Source organism: Paenibacillus sp. FSL R5-0470 (assembly GCF_037975205.1).
Classification (GTDB): Bacteria; Bacillota; Bacilli; order Paenibacillales; family Paenibacillaceae; genus Paenibacillus_AQ.
This window is the reverse complement of sequence record NZ_CP150238.1, coordinates 5,566,640-5,588,794: the sequence shown is the minus strand read 5'-3', so window position 1 is coordinate 5,588,794 and position 22,155 is coordinate 5,566,640. Positions and strand designations below refer to the sequence as shown.

Below are 22,155 nucleotides of genomic sequence, written 5' to 3'. Positions count from 1 at the left end.
TTGTACACATTTTTTAAATTATGGAATGATAATTTTCTCTAATGTCGAAGGTGCTTATGCTCAAACAACAAACCCCCGACCTCTGGGGGAAGTCGGGGGTTGTACGCCACTATTTATGATGTTAAATCAGAAGCGCCGTCATTCATGTACTTAGTAGTATTAGAGTTTATTTACCAGCCAATTTATCAGATGCAGCGTCAAGCGCTTTGGCGAATTCCGTTGTATTCATAGCACCGGAGAGTAAACTTTGGTGAGCTTCCATTACCTTTTGCTTGAACTCGTCGTTACCAATATCCTGTAGCGGAGTTCCGCTAGAAGAGGTCATCGAGCTGAAGACATCGACTAGTTCTTTTTGGAGTTGAGTTTCATTACCAGTCAAGAATTCATCGAATTTTTGCGCAGGTGTACCCGCGCCAGCTTGCCATAACATCTTGGACCAGTTCTCAGGAGCGAAGAAATATTTCAAGAAATCAACAGCAGCTTCAGGATGCTTGGAGTTTTTACTTACTGCATATCCACCACCGTACCAAGCAGCATCATCCGTTGATTTACCTTTATCTGAACCAGGGAAGGCGAATGCGCCTACATTATTGCGGAATTCTTCAGAGAAGTTCACATCTGTAGCTAGGCCAGACTCCCAAGCGCCCATAAAGAACATAGCGGCTTGTCCTTGTCCGAACAAGTTACGCGCTGCACCGTAATCGGCGGTCAGCCAGCCGTCGGCAAAACCTTTAGCATTTGCGAAATCTTGCATTTCAGTTGCAGCTGCAACAAGACTAGGATCATTAAAGGATATTTTACGAGCAACAGCTTCATCCATCTTATTAAAATCACCATTTTGACGTTGAGCAACAAACTCATACCAGATTGGCAGTGTCCATGCATCCATACCGTTCATAGCGATAGGGTTAATCTTGTTTGCACGTAATGTTTTGACAGCTGCGAGCAGGTCAGCGGTAGTCTTTGGAACCTCGATGCCGTTGTCAGCAAAGATTTTTTTGTTATAAAACATAACCATATAGTCGGCACTACGTGGCAATCCATACAGTTTGCCATCTTTGCTGAAGCCGTCCATGGAACCAGAAACAAACTGATCACCTTCGAAGTCAGCGCTGTTCAGTTCAAGCAGTAAGTCATTATCGAGCAGAGGACTCAGGAAAGAAGGCTGACCCCAAGCTTGAATGATATCAGGCATCTGATTGCTGGAAGCATATACTTTGATTTTTGATTTATAAGGTTCATCTTGAAGCGCTTCCACTTCTATCTTGACGTTAGGGTGCTCTTTCATATAAGCGTCGATAATGTCTTGCTCCACCTTGCCTGAACCGTTTGCCCGATCCGCAAGTGCGGTGAAGAACTTCAGTGTAATTTTTTCGGCTGGTGCGTTCGCTGTGGCCTCGGCAGTAGCTTCGGCTTTGTCATTTGCAGGAGCGTTTGTAGCTTTCGCATTGTTATTTCCGCCACCACAGCCTGCAAGCAGAGCTGGAAGCATTAGACTCATAAGCATTAGCTTGATTCCTTTACTTTTCATCAAAAACCCACCTTTTTAGAATGATGTATTTTGAAGAAACGATTGTTATCCATCAAGGAAGACGACAACCTCGTTTCTTCTTGAAATATAAGAATGTATAAGTTTCACGCTATACATTATCCTTATATTTCTCGCATAAACGCTGACCGTCTATAAGAGACGTCCAAGGCGTTTTTGCTTGCATCCTCATCTTAAGAGTTTCTGGCTAATAGAAACATGGTTCATATTTAAGAATGATGTAGGCATTTTTTAGCGAATGTAAAAAGCCGGTTCAGGGTGTAATGATTTCAGTTATACTTGCTTTACACATCTTTCTATTATATAAGAAGGTGGTTCTCATGAATCGAAACTTTCGCTTAGTCAGCCGTTATCGCCATCTTCCGCTCCAATTTAAGCTGTTGTTATGGTTCGTCCCCCTGCTTCTGGTGACCATATTCGCAATGGGCTGGAACTCGTATCAGATCTCTTCACAGCAGGTGGTGGAGAAAATGAAACAGTCGCAGGATCATCTTACCAAAAAAACAGCAGAGCAGATCGATGAGATGGTGCGAGGCATGATATCTTTTTCGAATACACTCTTTCTGGATGAAAGTGTGCAGCGGCTCTTAGCATCGTCTGAAGCACAAAAGGAACGTAATTCTGTATTTAAGACCGTTACCAATCTTATGGTTGCAGGCAATTCTATTCAATCTCTGATTCTGTATTCTTTAGACGATAACAATGGAGCAGAACCTTTTGCTGCGAATCAGGCAGGATTGACGACAGGTATGAAGTACTCAGATTTTATCAAAACCTCGTATTATAAAGAAGCTATTAAAGCAGCAGGTAGCCCAACCTTTGGACTCTCCAGGCCGACTGACGGCATTTTTGTAGGCGATCATTATCATAAGATTGTGCTTTCCAGAATCATCATGAATATTTACACCTTAAAGCCGGCAGGACTCGCTGTGATCGGTGTGGATGCAGGGAAGATTGGGAGCCAATATCTCGACAATGCTGAAGATGATGTAGATATGTTCGTGATTGATCGGGATGGGTTGATTATTACGGCTTCGAATCCGAGCTGGATTGGCAAAAGAGATCTGGAACTTCCGTATTTTGCGGACAGCGACCCTAAGCTGACTGTGAAAAAAAGGCTGGAATCTACAGCGGATCATAAACAGTGGATTGTGTCGCATCTGCAGTCGGAGACGACAGGCTGGTATGTGGTGGTGGCTCATTCCAAGCGGCAGCTTGTTAAAGAGCTCGGTCAGATTTTACAGGTCACGATGACGATTGCTATTCTGTGTTTAGTAGTTAGCCTAATGGTTACCTGGCTGGCAGCTGCCGCTATCACGAAACCACTGAAGAAGCTTTCCCGTTCGATGCGTAGACTACAAACAGGTGATTTCACGCAGCGGGTATTTTTTGAAGGAAATGACGAGATCGGCTTACTCGGGCATGGTTATAATCTAATGGTGCAGCGGATTAAATCGCTCATCAATGATGTATACGCCTCAAGAATGAAGCAACAGGAGGCAGAATTGAAAACGCTTCAAGCCCAAATCAGGCCTCACTTTTTATATAACACGTTAAATACAATCTGTTGGGAAGCTGAGAAGAAGGGAGATAAAGAAATTGCCGATATGGTGTATTCTCTCTCTCAAGTGTTCCGACTGAGCTTAAATGATGGACGGGATACGTTTACTTTGGAGCAGGAAGTAGAGCTGGTGACCAATTACTTGTTCCTGCAGAAAAATCGCTTTAAGGAGCGTTTTGAATTCGAAATTTCTCTGGATGAGAGTATCAAGGATTTCACAGTACCAAAGCTGCTGTTGCAGCCACTAGCCGAGAACGCAGTGATTCACGGGATTGAGCCGCTGTCTGGAAGCGGGCTGATATCCGTTCGAGCTTACCGTATAGAGAAGACTATTGTGCTTGAGGTACAGGATAATGGTGCAGGGATCACGGCAGATAGACTTCTAGAGCTTCATCAACGTTTAGCAAGGGGAAATTCTTTACCTGAGGAAGACAATGTTGGACGCACAGGATTTGCGCTCATGAATGTGCAGGAACGACTGGCCTTATTTTTTGCAGGAGCCTCTTTACAACTAGAGAGTGTGGAAGGGGCAGGCACACGTATTATTATTCATATCACTGTGGAGGGGCCATAAATGATGAAGCTGCTGATTGCTGAAGACGAAGATACGATCCGTGAGGGCATTGTGAATATGATTGATTGGAAGTCACATCAGATTGAGGTCATGGGTGAGGCGGGGAACGGAAGTGAAGCGCTGGCTTTGATGGAGAATGAACAGCCCGATCTTTTGTTAACGGATATTCGTATGCCACAAATGGGTGGTCTCGAGCTGATTGAAGTCGCACGGCGTAGAGGTTACGGCTTTCGGTCGATTATTTTATCCGGGTATAACGAGTTCTCTTATGCGAAGCAAGCGATTTCCCTCGGTGTTGTTGATTATGTGCTGAAGCCATGCCGACCTGAGGAAATTCTGAAGACGGTACTGAAGGCCAAGGAACTCATTGAAAGACAACGATATCAGGAGGATGAACAGCTTAAAAGAGATCGTTCTTGGCATAAAAATGCACCGCTTGTCAAAAGCCAGGTTCTGTCTCAATGGATTTATCATCCCCCGGTTCCGCTAGAACGGCGACAGGAGCTGATCGGAGAGTTATCTATGGCGATTGGCTTTGAAGGACCACAAATTGGTCTGGTCAGCTTTGATTTTGATCCACCCTCCGCTACAGGAACAGGACAGGATTTTGTACTTCTACGTTACGCAGCGTTAAATATTATCAGTGAGACCTTGTCGCCTATCTATAGAGGAAAAATAGAGACTTTTCATGATGGAAATAACTTGCTATGGATTGGCAGCGGATTAGCCGGAACCGATTCTCGCAAGCCTTACCGAGCACCCCTCCAATTGGAAGAGCAGATTGAGAAGCTGCAGAGTAATTTGGAGAAATATCTCAAACTGTCAATCAGTATTGCCGTTGGCTCCTGTCGTTCGGATATTTCTGAAGCGCATCTGTCGTATAAAGAAGCCCTTCAGGCGATGGAATCGCGATTTTTGAACGGAAAAGGTGGTGTCTATTACTATACAGAAGGAACGGGAGTAATAGGTGGCGCTCCACAGGAAATCGGGATTTTAGATGATTCTGAATTAAATGTGCTGGAGGATGAAATGCTTGTGGCGGTGGGGGCTGGGAGCAATGAGCTCGCACTCGATCTGCTGGAGAAATGGCTGGATCGTTTTCGTAGCAATCCGGGATGTCTTAAGCAAGAAGTGAATATTCGGGCAACTGCTTTTGTAGTTCGATTAAAGAGACTCGCGCAGGAAAAACAAGTCGCTGGCTTCGAATGGAAGCAGCATTTGGTCAATTGGATGGAGCAGGCTCCACAGATAGAGACGTTGGAAGAATTGTCTACGATTTTGAATAAGGTCATGCAGAATGTGGTGGAGGCTTTTTCTAAACATCGTCCACTACATCGCACAGTAGTCACTGCTATGGAGATCATCCGCAATAAATACAATACCAATCTGACACTAGAGTATGTCGCGAAAGAAGCCTATGTTTCTAATACTTATTTAAGCTCACTTTTCCGTCAGGAGCTTGGTGTGAATTTTCTCGATTACTTGCACCAATACCGGGTAGAAGAAGCGAAAAAGCTGCTCCGCCAAAATCTAAAGATGTACGCCGTTGCAAAATTGGTAGGGTACGGTGAAGAGCGTCACTTCAGTGCTACTTTTAAAAAATGGACTGGACTTACACCTTCACAATATCAAAAGGGATTAGGGAAGTAGGGGGGATTTGTTATCTACTAGGCTCTGTGTGGTTAAACTCTACATATAGCTAAATAGGAGGTAACCGAGTTATGAACCCCAAATGGTGGAAAGAAAGCGTCGTGTATCAGATTTATCCGATCAGCTTCATGGACAGTAACGGAGATGGAATCGGAGACTTGCAAGGTATTATATCCAGACTGGATTATCTACAGGGCCTAGGTGTAGATGTGATCTGGGTCTGTCCTATTTATAAATCACCTAACCATGATAACGGGTATGATATCAGTGATTACTGTGACATTATGAAGGAATTCGGTACGATGGATGATTTTGACCAGTTGCTCAGGGAGTTGCACGCACGTGGAATGAAGCTGATGATGGATTTGGTTCTGAACCACACGTCACATGAGCATCCTTGGTTTGTAGAATCCAGGTCGTCGAAGGACAATCCTAAACGGGACTATTATATTTGGCGAAAAGGTAAAAATGGCGGCCCCCCGAACAACTGGGAGTCTTATTTCAGTGGCTCGGTATGGGAGCTTGATCCGCGGACGGATGAATATTATCTACATCTCTACTCCAAATACCAGCCCGATCTGAACTGGGAGAATCCTGTGGTCATTGATAAGCTGCATGAAATGGTGGAGTGGTGGCTGAAGAAGGGTGTGGATGGATTTCGTTTTGATGCGATTGCACATATCGTGAAGACGAAAGGGTATCCAGATGCAGACAACCCGAACGGAACACCTACGGTAAGGGCCTACGGTATGTTCTCCAATCTGGAGGATGTGCATACCTTGCTACAGAATCTATACGATAAGGTGTTATATTTCTACGATATTATGACGGTAGGAGAGACTTCGGGACTCGGACCAGAGCAGGCGCTGGATTATGTAGGTGACGGACGCCGGGAGCTGAATATGACTTTTCAGTTTGAACATATGTTTCTGGATGCCGCTTCGCCGGGTAGTGGGAAATGGGATGTGGTTCCCTGGAGTCTACTTGAACTGAAAAAGATCATGAGTAGCTGGCAGACAGTTTTACATGAGAGAGGCTGGAATGCGAACTATTTATGTAACCATGATCAGCCGCGTTCGGTGTCTCGGTTCGGGAACGATCTCTTTTACCGGATTCCTTCTGCAAAAATGCTTGCGACCTTTATTCATATGTTGGAAGGGACACCTTACATTTATCAAGGAGAAGAAATCGGCATGACGAATGTCTGTTTCGATTCCATTGATGAATACCGGGATGTGGAGACACTTAATTATTATGAAGAAAAGCGAAAAAACGGTGTTCCAGAAGAGCAGATTATGTCTGCGATTCATCATAAAAGCCGGGACAATGCCCGTACCCCCATGCAATGGGACGATGGACATGCAGGTGGCTTTACAACAGGGACACCCTGGATTGAAGTGAATTCCAACCATATGGAGATTAACGCTGGCAATGCGGTTAAAGATCCGGATTCTATCTACAACTACTATAAACAGCTGATAGCGTTAAGAAAAAAATACAAGGTGATCGTGTACGGATCATATGAGCTACTGCTTGCAGAGCATACTGAGATTTATGTGTATACCAGAACTTTAGAGGAACAGCGATTGTTGGTTATTTTGAATTTTTTTGATAGAGAGCCTGAATTCGAATGGCCAGCGGGGTTCGATCCCGATCAGCTGGAGTTATTAATCAGTAATTACACGGAGTCAAAAGATCAGGATATTCGTTCTTTCAAGCTTCGTCCTTATGAAGCAAGGGTATATTTGCAGCAGCGTGTGTAAACGAAGTTTCAATAAGAGTTGTCATTAAAGCCCAAGAGGTCAAGATGATGACTCTTCTTTGAGTTTGTCAGCAAAAGACTGTACAATGGCGATACATTAGCATACATGAAGTGGAGTTGCGGGATGACGCCTGTAGGAGGAGAGGAGAGACAACATGACTGAATGGTATGAAAAGAGCTTCGGAGAGGATTACCTGATCGTGTATAAGCACCGGGATTTCGGTGGAGCACGTAAAGAAGTAGATCAGATGATCGCCTGGCTGAGACTGCCCCCAGGTTCGAAAGTGCTGGATTTATGTTGTGGGATGGGACGTCATTCTCTGGCACTTGCGAAGGAAGGATACGAGGTTACCGGAGTGGATTTGTCGGAGGTCTTGCTGCGTGAAGCTCGATCTCAAGTCGGGGCGGAGAAGGTAACCTGGATCCGTTCCGACATGCGTGATTTACCACTAGATGGAGGATTCGATGCCGTAGTTAATCTGTTCACTTCTTTTGGTTATTTTGAAAAAGATGAGGAGCAAGTAAAGGTTCTGCGTGAAATCTATCGTCTGCTGAAGCCAGGTGGCAAGTTTGTTATTGATTTTTTGAATCCTGCGCATGTGATTCGTCATCTGGTGCCGCATTCTACGCGTGAGGACGGAGAGAATTTGATAGATGAGTCACGCCGGATTGAGGATGGTTATGTGAAGAAGGACATCATTCTAACCACTAAGAATGACCCTACGCCTCGTCAATATCATGAGCGTGTGAAGCTTTATTCACTGGAGGAGTTCAAGGAAATGATTGAGAAAGCGGGCTTGCAGCTCGAAGCTGTACATGGCAGCTATGAAGATGAGGTTTATGATGCAGAAAGGTCCACGCGGATGATCTTTGGTGGAACACGTCCCTAAATGGTTTCCGGAAAAAGATTTAAAGGTGGTGAACGCTCCATGTCTAAGGCAGAGCTTACTTCATGGGACAAGAACATTCTCCAAGTCTCGGTACCCATGGACTCGCCTCTTCGTCAAGTGAACAGCTATATTCTTTCGGACGAAGATGGCAGAGTCACTATTATCGATCCGGGTCCGCGCAGCCCGGATACAGAGAATTGCTGGCTCGGCATTCTGCAGGAGCTGGACTTGTCGTGGATGGATATTCGGGATATCGTCGTCACGCATCATCATCCCGATCATTATGGATTAACCGGGTGGCTGCAGTCACAGAGTGGCTGTAAAGTGTGGATGACGGAGCGCGCCCATGCGGAGGCTAGGTTGATGTGGGGCTTGGGCACTGGTGAAGATCAGGGGAATGACATGGATGAAGATACGGGAAATGGCGTAGACAATGATGTAGGCATAAATGAGATCTTACCGGATTATTTCATCCGGCATGGGATGACGGAACAGTGGTCGAACGGGATTAAAGCCCACTTGGAAAGCTTTAATTCCCAAGTGGAGCCGCAGCCTGCCGTTTCTTATTTCAATGTGGCGGAGCCCTTCAAGATGGGCGACCGTGAATGGCAGCTCATTATTACCGGCGGACATGCACCGGGGCATGTGAGCCTGTATCATGCTGACAGCGGGCTTATGATCTGTGGGGACGCTGTGCTCCCGCAGATCTCGCCCAATGTCAGCCTGCTGCCAGGTAGCGATCCACAGCCGCTGCAGACGTTCATTCAGGGGCTGCGGGAACTGGGCAGCTACCCGGTTAGCATGGCGTTCCCGGGTCATCGCGAGCCCTTCGCTGGCTTCGCGCACCGGGTAAGCAGCCTGCTCGCTCATCATGAGGAGCGGCTGGATACAGCGGCGGCGCTGCTCACCAGCGGTCCGCTCAGCGGATTCGCGGTGTGCGAATTCCTGTTTCGCAGCCGAGTAACGACTGTTCATCAGATGCGCTTTGCGATGAGTGAGACCCTGGCGCATTTGGCGGAATTAGTGCGCCGGGGACGGGCAGTCATGCTGGAGGCAGACGGCGGTTTCTTGTTCGACGCAGCTGAAAGTGTTGGAGAACATATTAGCTAGAGAGTATCTTGCAAGATCGAAGTGAAGTAGATGAGTATAAAGTTTAAGAGCAGTCCTGATTGTGGGGACTGCTCTTTTTGTATTTAAGTAACCTTGTCCCTCCGTCCCTCTATTCATCCTTCGATCGCTTCCATATTCATGCGTTAGCGTATGTATTCGGAATCAAGTGACGCTATTCGTGGATTTTGGGGCTTTTGAGGTTAGTATCGGACCGGAAAGGCGTTATTACTAGTGCAGAGTAGTGGTTTTGGTCATTTTTGAGCGAATAGCGTCTCTGGAGTCCGAAAGTGTTCAAATTAAGGGTGATTAGTGAGTATAGCGTCTGCTGAGTCCGACAACGTGTGCGAAACGCTTCTTATGTAGAGTAACTAACTGTTGGTAGCTATTAAAGGGAATTTTACCCTATAATTTTGGATTTGAGCCAAAGTCGTTATTTTATAGGGAGGATTTCCCTATAGGCAACGAGCTCCTTTAGAATCCCCACCGTAGAACCCCCATAGTAGAAGCACCATCGTAGAACTCCTCGTCCGCTACCCACAAAAAAGCGATTGTCTCAACAGCACGCAGGGCTGTGAAACAATCGCTTTTTCCTCAGAGTTTCATATAGTCGATCTGAAACTCATCATTCAGGTGTACCTAAAACTCCTCACTCCGGAGTTTCATCATATTCCGCAAGTTTCCTAGCGGCCTCTTCGCGATCCTCTGGTGTGTGAGGCAGATCCAGCTCAATTTCGCGCTCCGCTTGCTTGCGGTGTGCGATTCGGCTACTGGCTGCCGCCGCCACGGCTCCAACGATGTCGTCGAGATAGGTGTGGATTTGTCCGGTACTTTTGTCATTTAGCCTTTGAAGAACGCCTGGCTTCAGCTTGTCCACATAGCCATAGTTGGTAAATCCGATACTGCCGTATACGTTCACGATAGAGAAGGCAAGAATCTCATCTACGCCGTACAATCCCTCATCATTTTCGATCATATCTTGAAGTGGGGAGAACAGCTTGCCCTCTTCTGCCATTACATCTAATTGAATGCCTGTTAGTACTGCATTTTGTACTTCTCGCTTGCTAAGCACCATCTCTACATTATGGATACATTCATCCATCGTTAAATTCGGATAGTATTTCTGTTGCAGGAACATAACGAGTTCCGCGATTTCTTCCAGGGTTACTCCACGCTTGTTCAGCCAGAATTTGGTCGCATCTGCGACGGCCTTGCTGTTCAGACTGTACGGAATTTTTTCGATTTTGTCATCAGCCATGTTCAGTCACCTCGTTGTTTAGTAAGTCATTTCATTACAGCAAACGTTAGTATGATGTTAAGGACTGTTGTTACCTCAGATTGTACGTTTACTGGAAGTATTTGTCCAGCGAGGGAAGTTTCAGCGAACTGAAATCCAGGCCCTACTTGAGATGAAGAAGTAGTTCACAGGCTTTTCCAACAATTTAGGATAAGCTGTTGTTATTTTTTGGACAAAGGTCTCGTATACATAGCAGTACAAATGATATCTAACCTTGAAAGGGGTAATAAATGATGAAACCTATGCAACAAATCCGCGGAATCTCCGCAGTATGCTTACTCGCAGTTCCACTGGCACTGTCCGGCTGTGGGCTGTTTGGTTCAGAATCGGCATCGATTGATGCTCCGCCACCAGAGGTTGAAGCACAAATGTTACAGACTAGTGGAAATACTACGTTGGATTCAGGTGTGTTCGGTCCTGTGACACAGGATGATACACAGACAGCGGTTAAAGGCAGCACCAAAACTTCACAGGGCAATGCTTCCGGAGATCGGACAACTGTATTTTTGGAAGATGGTAATGGATTACTCGCTCCTGTATCCCTAAGCTTGCCAAAGAGCAAAGATTCCAGCGCACTCAAAAACTCGTTAATGGCATTAGTGAGCAAGGGAGAATATGCTTCATCAGTGCCTGAAGGCTTCCTAGGCGTTCTTCCAGCTGGAACGGAAGTTCAAAATATTACGGTAGATAAGAAGTCGAATTTAGCTGTCGTGGAATTTAATAAAGAATTCAATAACTATGATCCTTTAGAGGAACGTAAAATCCTCGAAGCTATCACTTGGACGCTGACCGGTCAAGATGACATTAAAAGTGTACAGCTCTGGGTAGATGGTAAAAAGCTCACAGAGATGCCGCTTCAAGGAACTCCGCTGGATCGTCCATTAACCCGCACAATGGGCATAAACTTGCCGAAGCAAGGTCCACTTCTGATGAACTCCAGTGCGGTTACTGTTTATTTTTCCACAACATCTCCTGACGGTATCCAATATTATGTACCTGTAACCCGATTTGTACCCGCCGGACAAGAACAGCTGACTGCTGCTTTGAACGAATTGATTGCAGGTCCTGAATCCGGAAATGGGCTGGAAATGGTCATGACACAGGGGACGATACTTGATTCCGTTGATGCTGGGCAGAACGGTGTAGTTACCGTGTCCTTGACGGATGATATGTTCACAGATGGTAAAGGTGTACCCGCTGAAATGCTGGAATCGGTCGTACTGACGGTTGCGCAAAATTCGGATGATTCTCTGGTACAAATTCGCTTGAACGGCAAGGAATCGATTACGGATACAGATAATGTGGACTACAGCAAACCTGTTTCCGCACCTGAATATTTGAATGAGATCCCGTTATAGAATGACCCTGTAAGGTTTAAAAGATGCTTTTGTGCCTCCTCTTTGGTAGAATAAAAGTTGCTCAAAAAGACGTTACGTCCCAAGCATTGTGCTACTCGGTATTTATGACGGGGCAATGGGACTCACGCTAAACTTTTAGCTATACGATGTAGGAGGCAGAAAAGATGAGATCAAACGGGCGAAACGACGACCAATTACGGCCGCTGACAATAACAACCCAAACGAATAAATATGCTGAGGGCTCCGTGATCATTGAAATGGGAGATACCAAAGTCATTTGTACGGCTACTGTGGAGGAAAAAGTGCCTCCATTTCTTAAAGGGCAAGGAAAAGGCTGGGTAACCGCTGAATATTCGATGCTTCCTCGGGCAACTCAATCCCGTAATCAGCGTGAAGCTGCACGTGGTAAGCTTACCGGACGGACTATGGAGATCCAACGGCTGATCGGACGAGCGCTTCGTTCCGTAGTGAATTTACATGCGTTAGGCGAGCGTAGTATTACGCTGGACTGTGATGTGATTCAGGCGGATGGTGGTACGCGGACCGCTTCGATTACAGGTGCTTTTGTTGCTATGGCATTTGCTATTAACAAAATTGCACTTCAGCACAAGTTGCCTGTGTTTCCTATAACAGATTTCTTGGGGGCAATCAGTGTCGGTGTTGTAGGGGATAAAACGCTGCTCGATTTGAATTATGAAGAAGATTCCAAAGCAAAAGTAGATATGAATGTAGTTATGACTGGCGGCGGTGCCTTTGTTGAACTTCAAGGGACTGGCGAAGAAAGACCGTTCACTCGTCAAGAGCTGGATCTTTTGCTGGGTCTAGGTGAGAAGGGAATCTATGAACTGATTGCTGCGCAGAAAGAAGCGCTTGGAGCGATTGCTCTCAAAATCCCTTCCGGCCAGCCGGGCCAAGAGGTGTAGCATGAAGTCTGACGGCGGTATTCTTATTGTTGCGACGAAGAATAAGGGGAAAGTACGCGAATTCGAGCATGCTTTTGCCCCGTTAGGGCTGACAGTGAAAAGTATGTACGACTATCCGGATCTGCCCGATGTGGTGGAAGACGGAGCCACTTTTGCCGAGAACGCCTTTAAAAAATCCAAAGCCGTAGGTGACGCCCTTGGAATCCCGGTACTCGCTGATGATTCGGGTCTTTGCGTAGACGCTTTGGATGGCCAACCGGGTGTGTACTCTGCACGTTACGCAGGGGAAAATGCAGGAGATGAAGAGAACAATCTGAAGCTGCTTAGCGAACTTGAGAAGCTAAAACAGGGCGAGGATACCGGACAGCCTTTGCTAAGTACAGCTCGGTTTGTCTGTACATTGTCCTTATACGATCCAAGCTCAGGACGGGAGTTAACCGCTGAAGGTGCAGTGGAGGGATGGATCACATCCGAACCTGCTGGTGGTGGAGGCTTCGGCTACGATCCGTTGTTTTACTTGGCGGAATATGAAAAGACAATGGCCGAGCTAACGCTCGAAGAGAAGCAGCGGATTAGCCACCGAGGAACTGCGCTAAGGTCGCTGACTGAGAAGCTAGCTGCTGCTAACGACTTGAATTCCTAATCCTACATCTCTATGCGGTCGCATATGAGATGAAATAAAGAAGCTTGCAAATCCAAGGGGTGTACCTTGATTTGCAAGCTTCTTTTGATTTGTAAGGCTAGGCTTATAATTTTATTGAATTAGTTCAGCTTCCAGAGTGCGGGTGTAGCGGTCGGTTCCCAGCCCAGCAGTGAAGTGTGGGGCTGTAAACATGTATACGTTAACCCGTTGTAGCTAACCTTATCACCCGCTTTGTATGCGACTCCCGCTGCCCAGGCAGATACTCCTGGATTTGGCGTTGGCGTAGGTGCTATGGTTGCAGTCGGTGTTGGTGCAACGGTCGGCGTTGGAGTAGGTGTTGCGGTTGCAGTCGGCGTTGGTGTTACAGTCGGTGTCGGCGTTGCGGTTGGTGTTGGTGTTACGGTAGGCACAGGTGTTGGTGTCGCAGTTGGTGTCGGTGTCGCTGTTGGAGTAGGCGTTGGTGTTGTCGTAGGTGTAGGCGTTGGAGTGATGCCTCCATACAGTTTGTCGTATTCCTGCTGGGACGAGCTTCCGTTCAGTGTAATTCGCTGAGGACCACCCGAGAAATTCAGCTTCATCATGCCTGGAACTTCCAGTGTGGCTCCGTTTGCAATCGTTTGAGATGCAGTCCCGGTAATACGATAGCGATTAAAGTCCCAATCCGTAGAGATTTGCTCTACAGTACCGGCTCCCCATGCAGAGGTCAAGGTTGTTGTTGTCGGTAGATCGAATTCCAGCTTCCAGCCACCGGAGATATCCGCGCCTGTGTTATTCGTTATTTTCAGGGAGTAAGTGTAATTTGGATGATCGTAAGCGCCACTGAAGCTAAGACTGAAGTTCGTAGGTGCAGGTAGTTGTGGCTTCGGAGTTCCACCTGGCAGAGAGGCTGTCTTAAGCTGGTCATAGGCAAAATCGGTCAACGAGTTGCCGTACGTATAGGTGCCATCACTCTTTTCAGAGTAGTCGCCGGTCAGTTCCCAGAACATCATTCCTCCCAAGCCTTTTTGCTTGATATAATCCAGTTTGTAGCCGAGTGACTCCTTATCTTCATACGTAAGAAAAACCTTCTTGTCTGCGTTAAACAAGTATGGAGTTTTGGTAACGGGATCGAAATAACGTTTGTTCGCTGGATCTTTGAGCAGATTCAGCACATGCCAGATTGGATTTGCGCCAGCCGGCTGCTCTGGTGCAGGATCATTCCAGATTCCGTAAACGCCGTCGGCTCCACCTCCGGTTGTAGGAGCTGTACCATAAAGACCGGTGTTGTTGATGCCTCCATTTACATTCTTCCAGCCACGTGAGTAATAAGGAACTCCGATGACGATTTTTTCCGGAGGAAGCGTACCCAAATAGTATCGAACGGCCCAGTCGGTATTCAGAACCGGAGTGCCCAGCGCAGCTGTTTCAGTATCACGAGAATCCGGGTACAGGGCGGAATGCGGCCCAACATATCCATTCCAAGCGCCGTGGAAATCATAGGTCATAAGGTTCGCCCAGTCCAAATACTGGTTAGCTTCCCCTAGCTTCATTCCGCCCAGAATCCAAGAGGAGGCGGTTGCGGCGATGGTTAGGTCATATTTCTGATTGTCTTGTGCGCCTGCCTGATCCAGCTTTTCACGAAGCTTTTTCATGAGGAGAACATAGTTGTTGTAATTCACTGTGCGCAGCGGCTCAGCCACACTGAAGTCATTCGGGTTACCTGATTGACCAGTACCAGATGGGTACTCCCAATCAATGTCCACACCGTTGAATTGGTAGGTACGTAGAAAATCCACAACACTGTTGGCAAAGGTCTCGCGGCCAGCTTCCGAATTGGCCATGTTATAAAAACCACCAGAACCCGACCAACCACCAACCGAAATCAGGGTGCGGACATCGGGGTATAACTGCTTATACTTTACGAGTTGATTAAAATGTCCTTTATACGGCAAATTAGTTAATTGGTCAGGGTAGTCTTTTTCGATAGCTGCTGTACGGTCCATCAGATCAATCTTGTTCGTTTGAGAGTTTACCTTGGCGAACGCATAGTTAATGTGAGTGATTTTGCCCCACGGTATTTTATCGACAGTATAAAATCCTTTGTTCTCCTGATCTCCCCACTCCGGGAAGTAAGCTACAATTTTACGCGGATGATCTGCAGCCGGAGCTGGAGCAGTAGGCGTCGTCCCTGCTGCTAAGACTACTTGCGACGATCCACCTGCACTTGTATATAGCGGAAGCAGAATGATGGCGCTCATTAAGGCCGCAATGTAGCGTGCGGATTTACTTCGCCTATTACGTGTACTTATGTTCATTTAACATTCCTCCAAAAGGGATAATATAACTGCGGGAGTAGATTAGGAACGGTGATCCTTTCGCGTTAATAATGAGTCTTAATTCAGCTTCCAAAGTGCGGGTGTGGTCGCTGGTTCCCAGCCTTGAAGTGAAGTATGGGGCTGGAGGCAAGTATACGTTTTGGCGTTGTAGCTAACGATGTCACCCGTTTTGTAAGCGATTCCTACAATCCAGCTAGAACTCCCAGGGGTCGGTGCTACAGTTGCGGTTGGAGCCGGAGTTGCTGTCGGTGCTACTGTTGCGGTTGGTGCTACTGTTGCTGTCGGTGTTACAGTGGCCGTTGGTGTGGGAGTTGCGGTTGGTGCCACTGTTGCCGTCGGAGTCGGAGTTGCTGTCCCGCATACGTTGATGAATTTCCAGACTCCAGCAGCACCGCTAAGGTCGGGACGATCGCCTTGAGTCCACCACTTAGCTTCATAGACTGAACCGTTGTAAGAAACTTGCTGGCCGCCAGTATATACGGCAGTCTGGTTCCACGCCGCTGCGCATTGTCCTGGAGTAGCTGTCGGCGTTGGAGTTACCGTAGGAGTCGGAGTTGCGGTTGGAGTTGCTGTTGCCGTAGGCGATGGTGTGGGAGTTGTTGTTGCGGTTGGTGTCGGTGTCGGTGTCGGCTGTACCACTCCTCCGCCAAGGTCGGCGTTCAGCTTGTTGGTCAGTGTTTTGTTCCGGTCACCACTTGTCTCCCAGAACATGGCACCCGCTAGGCCTTTTGATTTGAGATAACTGATCTTATGGCCAAAAGATTCTACGTCGTCATAGCTGATATAAGTTTGGTTTGTTGGATTATAGAGATAAGGCACTTTAGAAATGTCATTCCAATAACGGGTATAGCCGTTTTTGTTAATGTAATTAGCTTCGAGGTCATAGAAGTCATAACTGCCCTTTTCCCATGTACCCGTGGACGAAATACCAGCGGACAATTGATATTGGCCATTTCCTGCGGCAGGAGCACCTCCCCAACCACGGCCATAGAATCCCATACCAAGCACTAACTTGTTCGCGGGTACGCCATTTGCTAAATAGCTGGATACTGCGTTATCGACGTTGAAATTTTGCGGTTCGGTCAGGCCTGATGCAGAAGCGGCTGGATCATAGTACAAAGGAGCATTGTGACCGGTGGTCTTATTCCAGCTCCCGTTGAAGTCATAGGTCATAATATTAATCCAGTCAACAATGGAAGCAATACCTGCAAGATTATTGTTATTGACGTACGTCGGTCCTGCACCGGAAGCAATGGTCAGCAGATAGGTTTTTCCGTCGGTCTGACCGGCAGCATTTAGCTTCTCACGGATTTTTTGCAGAAGAAGGACATAGTTCTCCTTGTCTTCGGGACGGTAGCTGTTGCCTGCAAGCCCACCGCTGACTGGGTACTCCCAGTCGAGATCGACTCCGTCCATTTTATATTTACGAATAAAGTCTACCGCAGAGTTGGCAAAAACCTCACGGGTTACGGCCGTAGCCGCCACATCCGAGAAGCGGTTCGACCAGGTCCAGCCTCCAACGGAGATCAACGTTTTCAGGTTCGGGTTCTTTTCTTTCAGCTTCCACAGCTGCTTCAGGTTACCTTTGATGGGATCATCCCATTTGTCATCCCCAAAGCTCTTTCCGGTGTCAATCCACGGGTCACCCAGTACAATCGTGCCGTTCGGAACGTTAATGGTCTGTGCTTGCTCATTTTGACAGCTCCAAGTTACCGGATTAGGGCCAGTAGGGTCAGGGTTGCCGTGAATACCATTCCAACAAATATCTGCAAAGGCGTAGTTAATGACATTCATTTTGGTGGGATCGATATCTGATACATTGTAAGCCCGCCCGTAAGCGGCCCAAGAAGCGTAATAACCAACCAGTTTATAATCCTGTGCGGCGTTGGCCGTTTTGGCACTACTACCCAGGGCTGAAAAAAGTGTAAGAACAAGCGCGGCGATCATCGCGATCGCAAAGGTCTTACGTGAACTTTTTTTCGTGAATATCATTGATTTTATACCTCCAAGGTTCAATGTGTAGTTCGAAATTCTTTTCGGCAAGAAATCCCAACCTTCACCTCCCATAGTTTGAAATTCACTGTACCTTCACCCTTGCAAATCTCTCATTCTACTGACACCCATTTCATAGATTTAGCAGCAAAAAAAGCGGTCCACATAAAGCTTACACAACAAGTAAGCGCTTTCTAAACTGCTGTTTTAAGGATTCCTTTTTGATAAACTTGTAAATGTAACATTGTTGAAGGGGTGTAGGGTGAGTAGAAGAGTGGGTTTGAAGTTCAATAATTAGGATTAATTTCTTATTTATGGGTGAAGGCATTTCTTATTTTCAAGCATAGAGAGCGATTATGCTAGGGATAAAATTCAGTAATATAGGGGGATATTTTTCTAATTCATGGATACTTGTTTATTGGGAACTTTGATAGAAAAGGTGTATGTCCTCTTTTTAAGGAAACTCATGCAGAACACATAACCTCCGATGTTATGAATATAAATTATATACATGCCTGCAATAATTTTACGGAACTATGCAACGCATCGCTGTTTCTTTTCGTTATAGTAGTATCATAAGGAAGGTGGTGGGTTCACCGATGGTTGTGTTTTGGTTGATCGCAGCCGGTGTCCTGTTTGTTGTAGAGATGATGACGCTTACTTTTTATTTGCTATGGCTTAGTATTGGTGCGTTGGCCGCAGGTTTGGTGTCGTTGATTGTTCCTGAAGCCATTTTGTTTCAGGTGATCCTCGGATCACTGGTCGCACTTGGTCTGACTATATTCTCGAAACCACTGGTTTCTAAATTTCGCAGTTCACGTGGGTTCAAGGATACAGGCACAGAAATCGTAGGCAGGCAAGGAGTCGTCATTGAGCCGATTGAGCAAGGGCGCTATGGGCAAGTGAAGGTAGGCGGAGATACGTGGAGCGCGAGCTCTGACCAGTCTTTGGGCAAGGACGAAGTAGTCAGAGTAGTGAAGAGAGGCACAACCATTATCGAAGTAGAACGATGGGGGGACATGAACTAATGGAATGGGCAATTATTTCAATTATTCTAGTGGTAGTCGTAGTATTTGTAGCATTAACGATCAAAATCGTACCGCAACAACGGGTAGGTGTAGTGGAACGTCTGGGTAAATTCAATCGTCTACTGACGCCGGGTCTGAACATTCTGATACCTGTGATTGATCAGGTGCGTACTTACCATGATCTAAGGATTCAACAAGCGAATGTGCCTCCGCAAACGGTGATCACGAAGGATAACGTGCAGGTGCAGATCGACACGATTATTTTCTATCAGGTAGTGGGACCAGAGGAAGCTACGTATGGCATTTCCGATTATGTATATGGGGTAAGAAACATTTCAACGGCAACAATGCGGCAAATTATTGGTAAGCTGGAATTGGACGAAACGCTGTCTGGGCGTGAAAAAATCTCAACTGATATTCGTCTGGCGCTTGATGAAGCTACAGAGAAGTGGGGCGTAAGAATCGAGCGTGTGGAAGTCATCGATATCAAGCCGCCGCTCGATATTCAAGAAGCAATGGATAAGCAGATGAAAGCGGAGCGGAGCAAACGGGCGATTGTTTTGGAAGCGGAAGCTGCCAAGCAAGATATGATCCTGCGTGCTGAAGGGGATAAGCAGAGCAAGATTCTGAAGGCAGAAGGCGACAAGGAAGCACGTATCCGCCAAGCAGAGGGTTCAAGACAAGCACAGGAGCTGGAAGCTCATGGTGAGGCGAAAGCAATTCAAGCAGTGGCTGAAGCAGAAAAATCACGCATTGAGCTGATTCGCTCAGCAGGTCTGGATGAGCAGGTGCTCGCATATCGCTCCTTCGAGGCTCTGGCTGAAATCGCCAAAGGTCCTGCAAATAAAGTGTTCTTGCCGACAAGCGCTGTTGAAACGCTGGGAAGTCTTGGGGCGATCGCTGAGGTATTCAAAGCGAGCAAGGATAGTAAATAGATTTTACAATTCGTGCTTCTTCCGTTAAAGTAAAAAGCAAAAACAACCTTATGCATACGAAGCTATTGTTGCTCATGCAAACTTTGAAGGAGAGAAGCTACCGTGACACAAAAAGAAATCTCACCGTTAGTTGAACTGCTCGGATTACAGCCCCATGTTGAGGGCGGTTGGTACAAAAGACTTTGGAACTCCGAATTTGAAATTCCGCAGGAAGTGCTTGGGGATAGCTATTCCGGATCGCGCCATTCGGCATCTTCAATTTATTTTCTACTTCACGAGGGGGAACAATCTGATTGGCATACTGTTTTGTCCGATGAAGTTTGGTTCTGGCATTCCGGTAGTCCAATAGTTCTTAGTCTCGGAGGTAATGGAGATAAGCCTGAGAATGTGCAGGAAGTTATTCTGGGTCTCGATATTGCTGCAGGTCAACAGCCGCAGGTAGTAGTTCCAGCAGGCGTATGGCAGGCGGCTCGCCCGTTAGGATCAGAACCAGTACTGGTATCCTGTATCGTTTCTCCTGAATTCCATTTTGATGATTTCAAACTGATTGAGAAATAAACCCCTTTATCCTTTCAAAACGGTAAAACAAAAAGTAGCGAGTCTCCTATCTTGGGAGGCTCGCTACTTTTTGTTTTACCCCAAATATTAAGTCCTCCTCTACCATAAATGCACAATGTAAAAATCCTCGGAGTCTTGTAAATATCCTCTATTCCAGTAGAACCGGGCAATTCATATGATGGAGTTACTAAAAACATACGAACAAGGGGTTCGTAAGTGGAAGGAGTAACACCATGAAGCCAAATTTAGAAACTAATCTCTCTCTACACAAGTCAAAACGCGGATTCGGGTCAAGATTGTCCGAATTGGGAAGTTCATCAAATTTCGTAGGCTACTTGTTTGTCGCCCCCATCCTGATCTTGATGGGAATCTGGTTTTATTACCCGCTGGTTCAATCATTAATTTACAGCTTCCAGGACATTAGCTTCCTAAATCCGGATGCGGCAAAATTTATTGGATTCGGAAACTATGCGGAGATTGTCCAGGATAAGGACTTCTGGACGGCCTTGAGCCATTCTTTATTGTTGACAGTAGTAGCGGTACCACTGCAAGCAATCATCGCCTTGGTGATTGCAGTAAACCTGAACAAGGTGATGCGCTTTAAAGGTGTGTTCCGCACGCTGTATTACATGCCTTATATTACCTCAACCATTGCAGTGACGACCGTATTTATGTATCTGTTCATGCAGAATGAAGGGATTGCAACACAATTGCTGACTTGGTTTGGTTTCCCCGACGTTTCTTGGTATGCCAACGTTAAGTATGCACTTCCATTTTTGATGATTCTGACGATTTGGACTTATGTGGGATTCTACATGGTCGTGTACTTGGGGGGATTGCAAACCATTCCAAACGATATTTATGAAGCAGGACGTGTGGACGGAGCGAACGGATGGCAGCAGTTCTGGAAGCTTACGGTACCTATGTTGAAACCAGTGACCTTCCTTGTCATCATGTCCGGGATTATTAACGTCATGCAACTTTTTGACCAGCCTTATGCCTTGGCGAGAAACGGCTCGCTCGGAAGTCCGGCCGGCGCAACGAGCACGATAGTAACCTATTTCTATAGTCAGGCATTCAGTTTCAATCGTTCCGGTTACGGTAGTGCGGCTGCATTTATTATTTTCGCCCTTATTATTGCGCTATCCATGCTTCAAAAACGCTTTCTTAAGGAGGAGATTTAGATGATGCATAGCCGGAAAACTCAAATTTTACGATATGTACTACTGTTCGCATTCTCCATATTTTTCGTCGTACCGTTTGGTTATGCCATCTATACTTCACTTTTGTCCAAAGCAGACATCGGGCATCTTGTGCTTCCAAGCCAGTGGACATTTGAGAACTACAGGGACATCTTCGAAACTTCCGATATATTGATTTGGTATAAAAACTCGATCATCGTAACGTTCGGTATTTTGATTGGTAACTTGTTTGTTAATACGACGGCTGCCTACTCCTTGGCTCGTATTAATTTTCGGGGCAGAGGTGTAGTGTTTTTCCTAGTGATCGGGATGATGATGGTGCCTTACCAAGTGATGATTATTCCGATTTTCTCCATGATCGTTGATATGAAATGGCTTAACAGCTACCAAGGTCTCATTATTCCATTTCTGTTCCAGGGCTTCCTTGTCTTTCTGATGCGTCAATTCTTCTTGACCGTGCCGAAGGAACTTGAAGAGGCAGCGGAGGTTGACGGATTAAGCAAGATCGGTATTTTCTACCGGATTATGCTTCCGTTATCCAAAGGTGCAATCGGGACACAGATTATATTCAGTTTTACCGGTACATGGAACTCTTTCGTTTGGCCGGTGACCTTGGTGAATGACAGTCGTTGGTATGTAATGACTGTTGGTCTGAACACACTTAAGAATCGTTATTTTGAATGGCCAAACCTCACGATGACTGGTGTTGTACTCTTGACCCTGCCAATCATTATCGTCTTTTTGATGTTCCAGCGCCATATGGTGCAAGGCATTGCGACTACAGGATTGAAAGGTTAATACAGAATACGTT

The 22,155-nt window shown here is 46.3% G+C and carries 17 protein-coding genes; 13 read left to right on the top strand and 4 right to left on the bottom strand.

The genetic code is table 11. The features are described from left to right. Window positions 1-166 precede the first annotated feature (166 nt). A complete protein-coding gene (locus MKY99_RS24685; RefSeq protein ID WP_076286045.1) occupies window positions 167-1,531 on the bottom strand; it encodes an extracellular solute-binding protein in 1,365 nt (454 codons plus the stop codon). Window positions 1,532-1,869: 338 nt separating this feature from the next. Between MKY99_RS24685 and MKY99_RS24680 the strand changes: the two genes are divergently transcribed. The 5 genes from MKY99_RS24680 to MKY99_RS24660 all read left to right on the top strand — a co-directional run bounded on the left by MKY99_RS24680 (window position 1,870) and on the right by MKY99_RS24660 (window position 9,096). Continuing rightward, the gene (locus tag MKY99_RS24680; RefSeq protein ID WP_339266862.1) at window positions 1,870-3,684 is read left to right on the top strand and encodes a sensor histidine kinase; all 1,815 of its coding nucleotides are present in this window, start codon (window positions 1,870-1,872) and stop codon (window positions 3,682-3,684) included. Continuing rightward, window positions 3,685-5,334 carry a response regulator gene (locus tag MKY99_RS24675; RefSeq protein ID WP_339266860.1) on the top strand — a complete coding sequence of 550 codons (1,650 nt, stop codon included), beginning with the start codon at window positions 3,685-3,687 and terminating at the stop codon, window positions 5,332-5,334. Between the two features lie 71 nt (window positions 5,335-5,405). After that, complete coding sequence (locus MKY99_RS24670; RefSeq protein ID WP_339266859.1) at window positions 5,406-7,097, top strand: alpha-glucosidase; 1,692 nt, start codon at window positions 5,406-5,408, stop codon at window positions 7,095-7,097. A gap of 154 nt (window positions 7,098-7,251) precedes the next feature. Continuing rightward, window positions 7,252-7,986 (top strand): class I SAM-dependent methyltransferase, encoded by a 735-nt coding sequence (locus tag MKY99_RS24665; protein WP_076286049.1) that lies wholly within the window; start codon window positions 7,252-7,254, stop codon window positions 7,984-7,986. 39 nt (window positions 7,987-8,025) lie between these two features. Further along, window positions 8,026-9,096: an MBL fold metallo-hydrolase gene (locus tag MKY99_RS24660; RefSeq protein ID WP_339266857.1), complete on the top strand. Its 1,071-nt coding sequence runs from the start codon at window positions 8,026-8,028 to the stop codon at window positions 9,094-9,096. Between the two features lie 646 nt (window positions 9,097-9,742). Here the strand turns inward: MKY99_RS24660 and MKY99_RS24655 are convergent. Beyond that, entirely contained in the window at window positions 9,743-10,351 is a 609-nt protein-coding gene (locus tag MKY99_RS24655; RefSeq protein WP_076286050.1) for a phosphatidylglycerophosphatase A, read from the bottom strand. A 272-nt stretch (window positions 10,352-10,623) separates the two neighbouring features. Here MKY99_RS24655 and MKY99_RS24650 point away from each other — a divergent pair, with 272 nt between their 5' ends. From MKY99_RS24650 to MKY99_RS24640, 3 genes are all read left to right on the top strand, one after another. Beyond that, entirely contained in the window at window positions 10,624-11,748 is a 1,125-nt protein-coding gene (locus MKY99_RS24650; protein WP_339248666.1) for a GerMN domain-containing protein, read from the top strand. Window positions 11,749-11,912: 164 nt separating this feature from the next. After that, window positions 11,913-12,671 (top strand): ribonuclease PH, encoded by a 759-nt coding sequence (rph, locus tag MKY99_RS24645; protein WP_076286052.1) that lies wholly within the window; start codon window positions 11,913-11,915, stop codon window positions 12,669-12,671. Between the two features lies 1 nt (window position 12,672). Beyond that, complete coding sequence (locus MKY99_RS24640) at window positions 12,673-13,314, top strand: XTP/dITP diphosphatase (RefSeq protein ID WP_339243345.1); 642 nt, start codon at window positions 12,673-12,675, stop codon at window positions 13,312-13,314. 119 nt (window positions 13,315-13,433) lie between these two features. Here the strand turns inward: MKY99_RS24640 and MKY99_RS24635 are convergent, their stop codons facing one another. Together MKY99_RS24635 and MKY99_RS24630 are read right to left on the bottom strand one after the other, a co-directional pair. After that, window positions 13,434-15,608: a glycosyl hydrolase family 18 protein gene (locus MKY99_RS24635; RefSeq protein ID WP_339266854.1), complete on the bottom strand. Its 2,175-nt coding sequence runs from the start codon at window positions 15,606-15,608 to the stop codon at window positions 13,434-13,436. A 78-nt stretch (window positions 15,609-15,686) separates the two neighbouring features. Further along, window positions 15,687-17,621: a glycosyl hydrolase family 18 protein gene (locus tag MKY99_RS24630; protein WP_339266852.1), complete on the bottom strand. Its 1,935-nt coding sequence runs from the start codon at window positions 17,619-17,621 to the stop codon at window positions 15,687-15,689. Window positions 17,622-18,220: 599 nt separating this feature from the next. On the opposite strand from MKY99_RS24630, the gene MKY99_RS24625 reads away from it, so the two are divergent. From MKY99_RS24625 to MKY99_RS24605, 5 genes are all read left to right on the top strand, one after another. Beyond that, window positions 18,221-18,649, top strand: a complete 429-nt coding sequence (locus MKY99_RS24625; protein ID WP_076300470.1) for an NfeD family protein — start codon at window positions 18,221-18,223, stop codon at window positions 18,647-18,649. Then, on the top strand, window positions 18,649-19,584 hold the full coding sequence (locus tag MKY99_RS24620) for an SPFH domain-containing protein (RefSeq protein ID WP_060621782.1): 936 nt from the start codon (window positions 18,649-18,651) through the stop codon (window positions 19,582-19,584). Before MKY99_RS24625 ends, MKY99_RS24620 begins: the two co-directional genes overlap by 1 nt. A gap of 102 nt (window positions 19,585-19,686) precedes the next feature. Next, the gene (locus tag MKY99_RS24615; RefSeq protein WP_076286056.1) at window positions 19,687-20,142 is read left to right on the top strand and encodes a cupin domain-containing protein; all 456 of its coding nucleotides are present in this window, start codon (window positions 19,687-19,689) and stop codon (window positions 20,140-20,142) included. 233 nt (window positions 20,143-20,375) lie between these two features. Next, window positions 20,376-21,326, top strand: coding sequence for a sugar ABC transporter permease (locus MKY99_RS24610; protein ID WP_052414714.1), 951 nt, complete (start codon window positions 20,376-20,378; stop codon window positions 21,324-21,326). Further along, the gene (locus tag MKY99_RS24605) at window positions 21,327-22,142 is read left to right on the top strand and encodes a carbohydrate ABC transporter permease (RefSeq protein ID WP_339266848.1); all 816 of its coding nucleotides are present in this window, start codon (window positions 21,327-21,329) and stop codon (window positions 22,140-22,142) included. It begins immediately after the preceding gene. Window positions 22,143-22,155: the final 13 nt, after the last annotated feature.